9 protein-coding genes are annotated in these 15,053 nt (G+C 34.0%); 8 read left to right on the forward strand and 1 reads right to left on the reverse strand.

Annotation, left to right across the window (positions count from 1 at the left end; all coding sequences use genetic code 11):
• The first annotated feature begins 194 nt into the window (after nt 1-194).
• Both V7S50_RS32285 and V7S50_RS32290 read left to right on the forward strand, forming a co-directional pair.
• Entirely contained in the window at nt 195-866 is a 672-nt protein-coding gene (locus V7S50_RS32285; RefSeq protein WP_336376748.1) for a Crp/Fnr family transcriptional regulator, read from the forward strand.
• Between the two features lie 74 nt (nt 867-940).
• The gene (locus V7S50_RS32290) at nt 941-1,306 is read left to right on the forward strand and encodes a carboxymuconolactone decarboxylase family protein (RefSeq protein ID WP_166703039.1); all 366 of its coding nucleotides are present in this window, start codon (nt 941-943) and stop codon (nt 1,304-1,306) included.
• Nucleotides 1,307-1,658: 352 nt separating this feature from the next.
• On the opposite strand, the gene V7S50_RS32295 is transcribed toward V7S50_RS32290, so the two are convergent.
• Complete coding sequence (locus V7S50_RS32295) at nt 1,659-3,356, reverse strand: helix-turn-helix domain-containing protein (protein WP_242253850.1); 1,698 nt, start codon at nt 3,354-3,356, stop codon at nt 1,659-1,661.
• A gap of 549 nt (nt 3,357-3,905) precedes the next feature.
• On the opposite strand from V7S50_RS32295, the gene gntR reads away from it, so the two are divergent.
• The 6 genes from gntR to V7S50_RS32325 all read left to right on the forward strand — a co-directional run bounded on the left by gntR (nt 3,906) and on the right by V7S50_RS32325 (nt 15,052).
• Nucleotides 3,906-4,637 carry a gluconate operon transcriptional repressor GntR gene (gntR, locus tag V7S50_RS32300; protein WP_242253847.1) on the forward strand — a complete coding sequence of 244 codons (732 nt, stop codon included), beginning with the start codon at nt 3,906-3,908 and terminating at the stop codon, nt 4,635-4,637.
• The gene (gene gntK, locus V7S50_RS32305; protein ID WP_309260370.1) at nt 4,630-6,165 is read left to right on the forward strand and encodes a gluconokinase; all 1,536 of its coding nucleotides are present in this window, start codon (nt 4,630-4,632) and stop codon (nt 6,163-6,165) included. Before gntR ends, gntK begins: the two co-directional genes overlap by 8 nt.
• A gap of 116 nt (nt 6,166-6,281) precedes the next feature.
• The gene (gene gntP / locus V7S50_RS32310; protein WP_001131719.1) at nt 6,282-7,628 is read left to right on the forward strand and encodes a gluconate permease GntP; all 1,347 of its coding nucleotides are present in this window, start codon (nt 6,282-6,284) and stop codon (nt 7,626-7,628) included.
• Between the two features lie 264 nt (nt 7,629-7,892).
• Nucleotides 7,893-9,302, forward strand: a complete 1,410-nt coding sequence (gene gndA / locus V7S50_RS32315) for an NADP-dependent phosphogluconate dehydrogenase (RefSeq protein ID WP_336376749.1) — start codon at nt 7,893-7,895, stop codon at nt 9,300-9,302.
• Between the two features lie 1,933 nt (nt 9,303-11,235).
• On the forward strand, nt 11,236-12,945 hold the full coding sequence (locus V7S50_RS32320) for a hypothetical protein (protein WP_336376750.1): 1,710 nt from the start codon (nt 11,236-11,238) through the stop codon (nt 12,943-12,945).
• A 1,000-nt stretch (nt 12,946-13,945) separates the two neighbouring features.
• Complete coding sequence (locus V7S50_RS32325; protein WP_336376751.1) at nt 13,946-15,052, forward strand: conjugal transfer protein; 1,107 nt, start codon at nt 13,946-13,948, stop codon at nt 15,050-15,052.
• Nucleotide 15,053 lies beyond the last annotated feature (1 nt).

The following is a 15,053-nucleotide window of genomic DNA, read 5'->3' on the forward strand; positions in this document are numbered from 1 at the left end:
TCATTAACATAAGAAAATAGTAACGTGCTTTTAACTTCAAAAATAGTCTAAATCCTTAAGTTGATGGATGTGTGGTGCTACCCCTAGAAGCATTTTTTAAAAAAGAAATCCACTTTTCTGATATTATTTTATTAATCCGTTAAGCACCAAGAAAGTTATTTAAACATGGATTTAATAAAGATTAGGAGGAACAAATGATCAGTAAACTAAATCAGGTTATAAAATGTTTCCCTTGCCTGTCCTCTATTGAAGCTAAGGAATGGAATAGAACTGATATTTCTATAGTGCAAGTTCCAGCCACTCCTGTAGCTTTTGCAAGGGGGCATCGCTTACACCATGCTATTTTTATTTTGGATGGCTGTGTACGCATTTATAGGGTTGGAGAGAATGGCAGGGAGATAACCCTCTATCGGGTTCAGAGCGGCGGCGTTTGTTTAATGATGATAGCTAGCATATTGGGTGATTTAGATTATGAGGCTTTTGCCGCAGTCGAAAGCGATGTTGAAGCCCTAATCATACCGGCCGAAACTTTTCGGAACTGGATACATACATACGATTCGTTAAGCAGATTTATATACGGATTATTTATTCGTAAAATGTCAACTGTGACTCAGCTTGTAGAAGAGATTGCTTTTAAAGGGATAGACGATCGGATTGCAGATTATCTCATTAAACATACCTCTCTATATTCCGACGAGATAATCATAACCCACGAGAAGTTGTCTATTGAGTTAGGTACAGCACGGGAAGTAGTTAGCCGGACACTAAAGAAGTTCGAGAAGGAGGGACTTCTTACTTTACATCGCGGAAAAATCGTAAACATCCAACGAAAGGCTCTACAACAAAAATTTAGCCGTTTTCTGTGATATAGTTACAGAAATTCTCCTCTTTTAGATTATATGATAATGAGGACAACATTCATTAAGGAAGGAAGATCTTCATGGAAAATCTAAACGGTCTTTACAAAGGAGACGATGTTCTTTATCGAAATTCTTATTTAAAACGAATTAATGAGCTTATAAAAATGGCACCAGCATCCTCAAAAGCTTTTTTAACATTTGAGAAGGAGGCGTTTGTATCTGGATTAATACCAACGAAAACAAAGGAACTTATTGCGATTGCGGTGGCTCATACGACTGGTTGTCCCTATTGTATTGATGTTCATGTAAACAAGTATAAGAAATATGGGGGAACTATGGAAGAGGTTTTGGAGGCAATTATCGTTGCATCTGCAGTAAAAGCCGGAGCAGCCTTGAGTCACGGTGTAAATGCCTTAAATGCGTATGAGAAAAACAATATGCTATAGTAAATGGTTTTGTTTATTCACTTATAATGGGATAGCATTTAGATTTAAACGGCTTTATTGGTATGTTTTTAAGTATAGTGAAGTATCTTACATTAAAAATTAAACAACTTTTAAGGGTAAAGCTATCATTCATAAATAGCATTACCCTTTGTTTTTCACATCAAAATTAAATGACTTTATTATGTTTAAATACTTATATCCAAGAAAAATGTGTATCCTTTACACATAAGTATTCATTTTATCGTTTTGGGGAACATCATAAAATCTTAGCTTGATGGCAATGTGGTGCTACCCCAATATGAACAACTAAAAAGAAGCAGGTACCTCTCCATTTAAAGGTATCTGCTTCTTTTTACATAGATTCTATAATCATTTGTCTTTCATACCACTTGTTCAGTTTTTCATTAACGCTTTTTGAAATACGCTTCATTTTGTTATTACAGAACCTTGATAGCGTAGCAGGGGATAGACCTATTTCATCAGCTATCTCACGCATTGTTTTATTTTGATGCATATGCTGATACATAATTTTTTCTCGTATTACATCTTCTGATCCTTCAGAAGTTTGTTTTACTGTCTCTGCAATATAATGGTCCTCCTGCTTCTCTTGCATACCTATTACTTTTTTCTTTACCATACTATCTATATTATTCATCAATTCTTTTGGTGGTAAGATAATGATTCCTAATTTGGAATAGTAATTTTTAAACCAATTACGTTCTCCTATCTTTGTTTCATCCAATTCCTCTGCATACGCCCAATGTGAAATTACATTTTCTTTTTCTAAATCAATTAAAACACTTTCTAGTTGTTCACGTATTCGAGTTGGGCGACCCTTTGTGGTTGTAATACCCATTACAGATAATAAACCTTTTTCTCCCCCAATGGAGTATGGTCTTTTTAAAGTACTGTATTGTTGACGGATTCGCCACTGCCAGGATAAATAACGTATTAAACGTTTATGAAACTTGTGTCTATAGCTATTATACTCTAATGCTTTTTTCGATAATAAAGCTGTTGTGCTATTAGATCCATACAAATAGCCCGATAAGAAACTACCTGGTTTAATCTTACAGGATTCTATCCCCATATATTCATTAGTATTCTTATCTCTCCATAACACTACAGAGTCCAGTACGAATAGCCTTTTGATCACTTCACGTTTTACTTCAAATTGTTCCCCAGTTTCAGCTTGATCGTTCAATACTACAACTTCATTATCATCATTCAAATAAATAAAGATGCTTGCTAACGCTGCAATACGTTGTGCTACCTTAATCTTATCTTCTGCACGATAATACTCTACACCGTTCGCTGATGCTTTTGGCATATTACATAATTCCAATACATTCTCATAACTAAAATCTATGAATTCATCTGGAGATTTAGCTTGATTTAACCATTGTATTGTAATGGTATCCAAACAATCTGCTGTAAGATCATCCATATTACTAATTACCCCATCAACCAATATAGACCATCTTTCTGCTTCATTTGTATTCACTAATCTCAAATCCTCATCTTTATGTGAAGATAGTTGTGCAACTCCGCTTGAATTTTTTGTTTCTAATGGCAGTACCGATTTTGCTGCTACTTCATCTTCTTCAAACTGATTTTTTGCTATTCCATCACGTAATTGATAGTACATTGCGTCATTTGATACCGGATAATAGTCGTCAGGTATATCTGCTATATGCTCTTTTATATGACTATGTTCAGGATTTGAAATTTGAGTTGGTTCAACTGCATCAACCTTTTCTCCAAACTCTTGTTCAATAATTTTATCTAATACATTTTGAATCTCAATTTTATATTTATCTAGATTCGCATAAATGTTCAACAACGATATTCCTTGTTCTTGTTTCTGACCCAACCAAGAAACAAGTGTTGAGAATGAAGGGGATATATTAGCTGATGTTACTAATTTATCGTGATTCTCTTGTACTTCGTTATAATATTTTTTCCATTTGGCCCATAACTGCTTATTTTCTTCATAAATTGGAGCAGCAAGTAGGAGGGCATCACTGAACAATACTAATACTTTTTCCATATTTATGTACCTCCTAACAATGTTATTAATCAATATAATTTAAATCCTAACACCATGAAACGTCATAGCTATATGATGGCTACATAACCTTTAAGTTGAAATGTTATCTGAATAATCCGCACAATTACTGATTTTTACTCGTTCTATTGTGGATCATTTAAATTCTCTTTACTTGTCTTTAATTATATAAAACTGCTTCTATTTGTAAAATCATTACTTTACAATACAATTTCAATTTTTGAAAGTTTTTAATGCTCAAATTCAGTCACTGTTACATTTTTAACATCTATATTTTTGATTCAAAAAGTTGTAAACCCGAGTGGTAAATATGTTGATGTAAGTCCTTGGATATCGTATTCTTCAGTTTTCCATTCCCTAAATCTTCTTCATCAACAATAATAGTTTTTGGGGCGACTCGATTTATTAGCTTAATAATTATGGGGCTTTCCTCTAAAAGAACCAAAGCAAACAATAAAAGCGCTTGCATAATTAAAAATCCGAGATATAATACTTGTATACAAGTATACTTGATTAACAAGAGGTGAATTTATGACAAAATCAATGGAATTTCTTTATCCTGAAAAATGGCTTTCAAAAGCTTCTACAGGCGATCGTGTTGCGAGCGAACTGAGAATGCGCATTATTGCAGGTATAATCGAAAGCGGTACCATACTATCAGAAAATAAATTAGCTGCCGATTTTTCTGTAAGTCGGTCACCCGTTCGTGAAGCATTAAAAGTACTAGCTTCTGAAAATATTATTCGCTTAGAAAGAATGGGTGCAGTTGTCATTGGTTTAACCGAGAAAGAAATCGAAGAAATATATGATGTTCGCTTACTTATAGAAACGTTTATCTTTGAGCGACTTGTAAAGATGGACACAAATGATTTAGTAAGGGAACTAAATAAAATAATGGAAATGATGAAAATCGCAATTAAATATCATGATGCTGATGAGTTTTCTTATCAAGATCTCTTATTCCATGAAACGATTATTCGAACCATTGAGCATTCCTACATCCTGATGATTTGGAATAATTTAAAGCCTGTTATGGAAAGCTTAATCCTTTTATCAATGCGTACTCGTTTCAAGGAAAAGTACGAAGACTTTGAACGGATTATTAAAAATCATGAGCTTTATATAAAAGCAATCGAATCAAAAGATCGAGCCCTCATGGTTGAGGCCTTACATCAAAACTTTGATGATGTTCAAGGGAAAGTTGAAGACCTCTGGATGTCACAACAAATGTTATCTAAAGGAGTAGAGCAAGGACATGAGTAGCTATATGTTAGGTATAGATATCGGTACAACAAGTACGAAAGCAGTTTTATTTACTGAAAAAGGTGAAGTCATCCAAACCGAGAATATTGGTTATCCACTTCGCACACCGGATATATCCACAGCGGAACAAGATCCAGAAGAGATTTTCCAAGCTGTTTTACAAGCGATATCAAATATAACGAAACAGCATTCAGATAAAAAACCTTCGTTTATTTCATTTAGCAGTGCTATGCATAGTGTCATTGCCATGGATGAAAATGATCAGCCGCTGACACCTTGTATCACTTGGGCAGATAATCGTAGTGAGACATGGGCACATAAAATCAAAGATGAACTTAATGGCCATGAAGTTTATAGACGAACAGGAACACCTATTCACCCAATGTCACCATTAAGTAAAATTACATGGATTGTGAATGATCATCCGGAAATTGCTATTAGAACGAAGAAATATATTGGAATCAAAGAATATATCTTCAAACAATTCTTTGATCAATATGTTGTTGATCATTCCATCGCCTCGTGCATGGGTATGATGAACTTAAAAAAACTAGATTGGGATGAGGAAGCTTTAAAAATTGCTGGTATAACACCAACTCAATTATCTGAACTCGTACCAACCACCCAAATATTTAGCAACTGCAATCCAGATTTAGCCCAAAAGATTGGTATCGATTCACAAACACCGTTTGTCATTGGTGCCAGTGATGGGGTGCTTTCTAATCTAGGTGTGAATGCAATTCGGAAAGGGGAGATTGCTGTCACAATTGGGACAAGTGGTGCTATTCGGACCATCATTGATAAACCACAAACAGATAAAAAAGGAAGAATATTTTGTTATGCCTTAACGGAAAAGCATTGGGTAATTGGTGGACCAGTAAACAATGGAGGAATGGTCCTTCGCTGGATTCGTGATGAACTTGCTTCATCAGAAGTAGAAACTGCGAAAAGACTAGGAATTGATCCATACGATGTATTAACTAAAATAGCTGAACGTGTGAGACCTGGTGCAGACGGATTATTATTCCATCCATACCTAGCAGGGGAACGTGCACCATTATGGAATCCAGATGTACGTGGATCCTTCTTCGGTTTAACGATGTCACATAAGAAGGAACATATGATTCGTGCAGCTTTAGAAGGCGTTATATATAATTTATACACTGTATTTTTAGCATTAACCGAATGCATGGATGGTCCTGTAACTCGTATTCAAGCAACAGGCGGCTTCGCAAGGTCTGACGTTTGGCGACAGATGATGTCCGATATTTTCGCATCTGAAGTCGTTGTTCCAAAGAGCTACGAAAGCTCTTGTCTAGGTGCATGTATATTAGGTCTATATGCCACAGGAAAAATTGATTCTTTTGAAATCGTTTCCGAAATGGTTGGCAGTACCTACAAACATACACCGAAAGAAGACGCAACAAAAGAATACAGACAATTACTGCCTATATTTATTAACCTATCAAGGGCACTAGAAGACGATTATACACGAATTGCAAATTATCAAAGAAATTTAATAAAGTAAAACTTTCATCAGTAATCCCCCACGCCTCGCTTCTATCTAAAACACGAGGTGGGGGCCTTACTGCCCACGAATAGTGGGATAAATACAAATACAGCTAAGATTAGGGGGGAACTACGATGCCATTAGTCATTGTAGCAATTGGGATTTTAGCATTACTTTTACTGATTATGCGCTTTAAATTAAATACCTTTATTTCATTAATCATTGTATCCGTCGGGGTTGCTTTAGCACTTGGAATGCCGCCAGAAAAAATTTTTAAAACCATTGAAGCGGGATTAGGAGGAACACTTGGTCATTTAGCACTCGTTTTTGGACTTGGTGCGATGTTAGGTAAGTTGCTTTCAGATTCTGGGGGCGCACAACGCATTGCCATGACCCTTGTGAAAAAGTTTGGTGAAAAGAACATTCAATGGGCTGTTGTGACTGCCTCATTTATTATCGGGATTGCATTATTTTTTGAAGTAGGATTAGTATTATTAATTCCGATTGTATTTGCAATTTCAAGAGAATTAAAAGTTTCTATCTTATATCTCGGTATTTCGATGGCAGCTGCTTTATCTGTAACACACGGATTTTTACCGCCACACCCAGGACCAACTGCTATCGCTGGTGAATTGCATGCAAACATCGGTGAAGTATTACTTTACGGCTTTATGATAGCGGTTCCAACAGTTGTGTTAGCTGGACCTGTATTTACTAAACTTGCAAAAAAACTAGTACCTGAGGCGTTCACAAAAACCGGTAATATCAAATCTTTAGGTGAGCAGAAAGTATTTAAACTTGAAGAAACTCCTGGCTTTGGAATCAGTGTTTTTACCGCTTTACTGCCTGTTCTTTTAATGGCAGTCGCTACAATTATTACTTTGCTGCAAAAAACAATGGGATTCAAAGATAATAGTTTACTAGCAACGATCGAGTTTATTGGGAATGCGGATACTGCCATGTTGATATCCTTACTAGTTGCGATCTATACAATGGGATTGGCAAGAAATATTCCAATCAAAAACGTGATGGAATCTTGTACAACAGCAATCTCGAATATTGGGATGATGCTCTTAATTATTGGTGGCGGCGGCGCTTTCAAACAAGTATTAATTGATGGCGGCGTTGGTAACTATGTAGCCGAATTATTCAAAGGAACTTCATTATCACCGATCTTGCTCGCATGGATTATCGCTGCCATTTTACGTATTTCATTAGGGTCTGCTACGGTTGCTGCATTAACAACTGTCGGTTTAGTGATTCCGATGTTAGGTCAATCTGATGTTAACCTTGCTTTAGTTGTGCTTGCAACAGGGGCTGGTAGTTTAATTGCTTCACACGTGAACGATGCTGGTTTCTGGATGTTTAAAGAGTACTTTGGTTTAAGCATGAAAGAAACATTTGCAACATGGACTTTACTTGAGACTATCGTTTCTGTAGCCGGATTAGGATTTACTTTATTATTAAGTTTATTTGTATAGATCTTTCTAAACAATAAAAGGGATACGGAAGCTGTTTAATGTGATTTTTCATAATTAACCAGTTATTATTCATGATTGATTAATAAGGATGAAAATCTCTCTTTATTTTTTAACTTGATAGTGATATGCCGTGTCCCTATAACCTTTGGCACGAATACTGGCGGAGCCTATTGAAATGAAAAAGATTGATTATTTGATTAAAGTGTTATTTTAGGTATATATACTATAATACAGAGTAACATACATGGAAAGGAACGATGGAATATGGAAAAGTTACAAATTGGAGTTGTTGGTGTGGGCGTTATGGGAAAAAGCCTCGCACTTAACTTTGAGAGCAAAGGGTATTCTGTTGCCCTATATGATATTTCAAAGGAAAAAGTTGATGAAATCATTGAGGAAAACCGTGGTAAAAACTTAGTCGGTACTCATATAGTTGAAGAGTTTGTTAACTCACTTGAATCACCTAGGAAGATTTTATTAATGGTTAATGCAGGGGAAGTTACAGATAAGGCGATTGATTCTCTAGTCCCTCACCTCGATAAAGGTGATATTTTAATTGACGGTGGTAATACATACTTTGTCGATACAATTCGCCGAAACAAACGTCTTGCCGAAGAAGGAATCAATTTCATCGGGGCAGGTGTGTCAGGCGGCGAAGAGGGTGCATTGAAGGGACCATCTATTATGCCAGGCGGACAGAAGGATGCATACGAAAAAGTAAAGGATATGCTTGAAAACATCTCTGCAAAAGTGAATAATGAGCCTTGCTGTTCTTATATCGGACCTAATGGGGCAGGACACTATGTAAAGATGGTTCACAACGGTATTGAGTATGGAGATATGCAATTAATTTGTGAAGCATATTTCTTCTTGAAACAAACACTTAATTTGACTGCAGAAGAGTTCCATGAAATATTTGCTGAATGGAATAAAGGTGAACTGAACAGCTATCTAATTGAGATTACAGCCGATATCTTCAAGAAGAAAGATGAAGAAACTGGTAAGCCATTAGTGGATGTTATTCTTGATACTGCAGGACAAAAGGGTACAGGGAAATGGACAAGTCAAAGCGCACTTGATTTAGGTATCTCTCTGCCTATTATCACGGAATCTGTATTTGCACGTTGCATTTCTGCTTTAAAAGAAGAGCGTGTGAACGCAAGCAAAGTTTTATCTGGACCTAAAGATAAAACAGCAATTGGAGTGGAAAAAGCTGAATTAATTGAAGCAGTGCGCCAAGCTTTATATATGAGTAAAATTTGTTCTTATGCACAAGGATTCACGCAATTGAAGGCAGCTTCTAAGGAATATGATTGGAACCTTGATTTTGGCAGCATTTCTATGCTTTGGAGAGGCGGATGTATTATCCGTGCTGCCTTTTTACAGAACATTAAAGAGGCTTATGAGACAAACACTGACCTACCGAACCTTTTACTTGATCCATACTTTAAAGAAATTGTAGAGTCATATCAAGGCGGATTACGCCAAATTATCTCAATGGCGGTACAACAGGGCATTCCGATACCTGCATTTTCAGCAGCAATTTCTTATTATGACAGCTATCGTACTGCCAAACTACCTGCAAACTTGTTACAAGCGCAGCGCGATTATTTTGGAGCGCATACGTATAAACGAGTAGATAAAGAAGGTACATTCCATACAAAATGGATATAAAATAAGAAATGGACTAAGATTAAATTCTTAGTCCATTTTTCATCCCACAATTCGCAGGCTATAAGACTCCCACTGATGGAAGTTCACTTTAAACGGATGAATGAATAAAAGTGCGTTTATTTTTCCCATTTAGATGAAAAACCACATAACCTTTAAGTTGAAATGTTATCTGAATAAACCGCACAATTATTAATTTTTACACGTTTTATTGTGGATCATTTAAATTCTCTTTATTTGTATTTAATTATATAAAACTGCTTCTATTTGTAAAATCACTACTTTACAATACAATTTCAATTTCAATTTTAAAAGTAAATTAGTTAAACACACTGATTTTTTGCTTAATACCTAGAAAGCTTGTTACTTTAAGTCACAACTTTAATACCACAGCTGCTTCTTACTTGAAACTATATAGCTTTATCATGGCTATTTCTTCTTACTTGAAACTATATAGCTTTATCTTGGCTATTTCTTCTTATTTGAAACTATATAGCTTTATCATGGCTATTAACTCTTATTTGAAACTACACAGCTTTATCCTGGCTATTTCTTCTTATTTGAAACTACACAGCTTTATCCTGGCTATTAACTCTTATTTGAAACTACACAGCTTTATCCTGGCTATTAACTCTTATTTGAAACTGCATAGCCTTATCATGGCTATTTCTTCTTACTTGAAAACTATATAGCCTTATCATGGCTATTAACTCTTATTTGAAACTACACAGCTTTATCCTGGCTATTTCTTCTTATTTGAAACTTCACAGCTTTATCCTGGCTATTAACTCTTATTTGAAACTATATAGCCTTATCGTGGCTATAAGCTCTTATTTGAAACTATATAGCTTTATCTTGGCTATTAACTCTTATTTGAAACTACACAGCTTTATCTTGGCTATTAACTCTTATTTGAAACTACATAGCCTTATCATGGCTATTACTTCTTACTTGAAACTATATAGCTTTATCTTGGCTATTACTTCTTATTTGAAACTGCATAGCTCTATCATGGCTATTACTTCTTACTTGAAACTATATAGCCTTATCCTGGCTATTACTTCTTATTTGAAACTACATAGCTTTATCTTGGCTATTACTTCTTATTTGAAACTGCATAGCTTTATCTTGGCTATTACCTCTTGCTTTTAATAGTGAATAGCTATATTGTGGTTACAATTTCGTAATTTATGAAACGTTATAGCTATATGATGGCTACAACTTTAAAAAAATGAAACGAGAATATCCTGAAAATCATTCACCTAAAAAATTTTTTATTCTATGTAATTTAGTAATAAACGTTGATATAAAGCCATTTCATTAAATATGAAAGAAAACACACTAAAATCATTATAGCTATATGGCGGCTACAACTTTCACTTTAAAAACCCAAACAAATCCATATATACCAAGGGTTACAGCTATTTCTTATTAAATTCAACTTATTTTAAAAATATGAAACGTTATAGCTATATGATGGTAGGAAACATGAAACGAAATGAAACGTTTATAGCGGTATGATGGCTACAACTTTTCATTTAAAAACAGCGATAACCCCCTATATATCAGTGTTTATACGAAATCCATAGAAATTTCTCACTCAATCCAAAACATGAAACGTTATAGCTATATGATGGCTACAACTTTAAAACGAAATTAGCGTAAACCCCTATAAAATCAATGGTTTAGAAAGATTTATTCCACTGCATACCACGTTTCATATTCAAAAAACTTCATAGCCCTATGGTGGCAACAAAATTTTTTTCATGAAACGTCAAACCCCTTGTCCCACAAGGGATTGAGGCACGTTTCATTTTTTTATTTTTCCTCTTAAAGGGACAGATTTCACCAGTATTCGATTTGATATAATCAAAAATGAAATTCTATATCTAATTGTGGGGAAAACTGCAACTTAAAATAAAAGGAGGTGAAAAAGATGGCAAAACCTTTCGTTATAAAGAACAAACGTAGTTTAAATGGTGAAACAACAACACCGGTAATTGTAACAATTAAATCATGGCAAAGGTTAGTAGAAGCTTTAGAAGGTAAGTATTATAGTTTTAAAGATACTTATCTAGAAGACATTGTGAAGTCAATGTCCTATGAAGAACGAATTGCGGATGAAGAGGGATTTGTTGCAAAAGCCAAGCCATCTTTTTCACTGAAAATGAAAAAGATTGTAGATAAAGTAAGTGAGTTTGATAAAAACGAAGGCAGAAAACATAAGCTATATGGAATTACAAATGCTGATTTAGAAGTATTTCTATTTCTTCATAAAAAATGTAATACATATGGTGAGCTTTCACATGTATCGATCCACATGCTTTGGGAAGATTATAAAAATTATAAAGAAGCATTTGCACATATTCACCACTCACAATTTTATGTGGCTTTGAAGAAGTTAAGTTTCCATAACATCATTACAATCGAAAATGAGTACAGTGGTAAATATAAAATTACCTTAACTGATTTCATGAATAAAGAAACGAATAAAGCAAATGCCTATACATTTATTAGCCCGATAGTATTTACCAAAGAATTCTTTGAGTTATCAATTGCAGCTAAGAAACTATTCATGGATGTAGCAATGCAGCAGAAACGCGAAACTACCCTGAAACGTTCTTTATTCAAAGTTGATGAGCAAGGAAGCTCAACTCATTTTGGTGGTATGTATCGTTACTTACATAAGAAATACCCACATCAGATTCGTGCTGTACTTGATGAATTAGAAACAAAACTTTCTGCTACTGGATCTCCTTTATTTAAAATTTGCAAGTTAGAAAAAGGGAAGAAGAATAAAAAGCAATACACAACATTGCATTTATCTGTACATCCTGATTTCTTATGCGCGAAAGAAGAAGGAGCAGAATACCGTGATCCATTTACACCACGTGATACATATAAACGCAAAGTAAGATTCATTGAAAACCTGCTAGTGGAATTGAATATTGCTGAATTTGCAAAGGATATGAACCAATTTATTAACGTTCTAAAACACTCTTGTCACCGTCAAATTCGCCAAGTAGTTCGTGGCTTACGAGAAATGATTGATCGACAAGAAGGATATCCTAAAAAGCTTGTTTATACACTAAGTAAGTTATTGAAGCAATCTTCTCAATATCGTGTATTAGACACAGCTGCTAAAACTGGTATTTATCCTTTAATTACACACAATGTACCTAAACATGATCAAGAAGAGGCCATTTTTAAATTTGGTACTCATTTTGCTATATACTCTTTACGCAATGTTCAAAAGCTATTCCGCAAAGCGCATGACCTGCTTCATTCAAAATATGCTGTACCTGTAGCTATAGATGCTTACCATCGTAATTACATGCAGTATCAAGAGGAATCATTATTTAGAAAATATGCTTATGAACAAGGTGTAAATATTAACGCATATACAGCATTAGAAATTGAAATTCGCGAACTCTTAAAGTCCAGTGGACATAAAGGAAATCAAATCCCTAGCGATATTCGTGAACTGTTCATTGAAAAAATTGATAAATTGCCGAAGGAAGAGATTTGTGTAATTGAAGTTCCTGAAGACTTTGATTTGATCCAGTTTCTTCATTCTTTAGAAGCATACTATCGTTCAACAAAAGAAGTGCCACATACTGTTGATCAGCTGCTTCCAGCAATGTAATGATAAGCTCTCTATTTTTGAAAAAAACAAAAGTAGAGGGCTATTCGTGTTGGAGATAACATTTGAAGTGTATTGCTTCAAGCAGAATAGAGAGTCAGTTTTTAATCTTAATGATTGCTACTCTCTATTTTTTATACAATTTCATACAGTGCACATTTAATAAAATAAGATATTCACAATTTTCAAGTTTATAAATCTGAATTTTCAATCTTTTATGGCATTTTATCTACAAAAAAGCATAAATATTTTTTATTATTTTGTTGATATCTTAATAATTTTGACCTGATGTGTATAATATAATACCTTAATTACTGTTCTTATCCTCTTCTATCCTTTAATCTACTTAAAATCAGAAAAACATCTGTTAATTCTGTTTAAAAAGTGTATTCTGTTCTTAACTTTGACCAATTTGTTAATAAATTGTGTGTAGTTTTTTTATAAATGTGGAAAATTTGTTCATAAGTCATAAATTTATGTACGTATTATATATACAGTTACTTACATCAAATTAACGATGATTATATGTAGTTTTTATATACCTACTTTCCGATATTTTGTAGTTTTAAATCCTCATTCAGCTCATTAAGTACGTTCCCAGTAATTACTTTTTATGATTTTTTACGGCTAGAGAACTTACGAACCCCTAGCACATCAATGTTTTAACATGATTTTCTCTCTGTATAAAAGTTTTATCTTTTTTCTTTATATATATTAAAGATATATATTATATTAGGTTTTAATATTGTGTAGTACTTACTATAAAGAATAGCTCCTGTGTATAACCAATTTCATTTTTTAATGGGATTGTTTTTTTTATGGACTTTAATAAATATAATGTTTATTTTTTATCACTCTCAAAACTTTGATATAAAAACATAAATTTTTTTTATTTCTCTTAGATTTCCGAAAAAAGTAAATCATACTTAAAGTAGATAGTTGATTAGTGGCAATTACAATGAAATTTGTAATCTCCTAACCATATAAAAAGAGAGGTGAAAACATGGTAAAAAAGAAATCCCAGAAAAACTCCGAAAAAAAGAAATTTACATTCTTTAAAAAAGCAAAGGATAAAACAAACGAAATATTAGATATGCAACAAGAAAATTCAGAAGCACTAAAAGAAAAGAAGAAACGTAAAACAAGGGAGAAAGTTCCGGCGATAACAGGAAGAAAAGTAGGTAAGGTTACATTTTGGTGTGTGATGGGATTCGTGTTTGCAGGAAGCTCCCTTTCATTTATTCAACTCGCCGGTCCTCCTAGAGCAGTAGCTGTTCAGGAAAAGAAGGAGGAACCCGTAAAAATTAAAATGTCAGAAGCAGAATTAATTGCATATGCGAATAGTTTTGCCACTAATTATTTTAATTGGAAAGCTGATATGAATGTAGCTGAAGAGCGAAAAAAACGATTAGAGAAATTTCTTGTTGAAGGATCCGACGAGCAAGGTGGATTAAATAGAGATACTTTAAAAAACGCATCTAGTACTTTGGTTAAATCGGAAGCAGTAGAGGTCCGACAAAAGGGAAATGAAGCAGAAGTTACATTAAAAATCATTCAAAAACTAGAACCTGTAAATAATCCTGCTCCTGGAACGACACAAGCTCCAGACACACCAAAAGAACCAAAAGAGGTAACAAGGTACTTCTCAATTCCAATTTTAATGGAGAAAGGGAAAATGGTAGTCCCTAACAATCCTACAATCGTTCATGAAGAGAGAGAAAAGGCACCTTATAAAGTAGCCACTTTCAAATCAGAAGGACGAGAAATTAATACAGATGCAGAAATTAAAAAAGTAGAACAATTTTTACAATCTGTATTTAAGGTGTATACAGAAGGAACACCAGAAGAAATTGCTTACTACTTTGAAAAAAGTAATATAACAAATGGACTAAAAGGTATTATGACATTTAGCAAATTAGAAAACCTACGAATTTATGAAGATAAGGATAAAGGATACAGAGTCTTAGTAGATGCCAAATTAAAAGACAATGATAGCAGCTTAGAGTACACATACACATATGATTTAAATCTTGTAAATAAAGATAACAAGTTTTCAATTAGCTCTATGAAGAAATTTGAAAACACATTAGAGAAAGTGGAGGGTAAATAAT

This window comes from Bacillus sp. CCNWLW194 (genome assembly GCF_037120585.1).
GTDB lineage: Bacteria > Bacillota > Bacilli > Bacillales > Bacillaceae_G > Bacillus_A > Bacillus_A basilensis.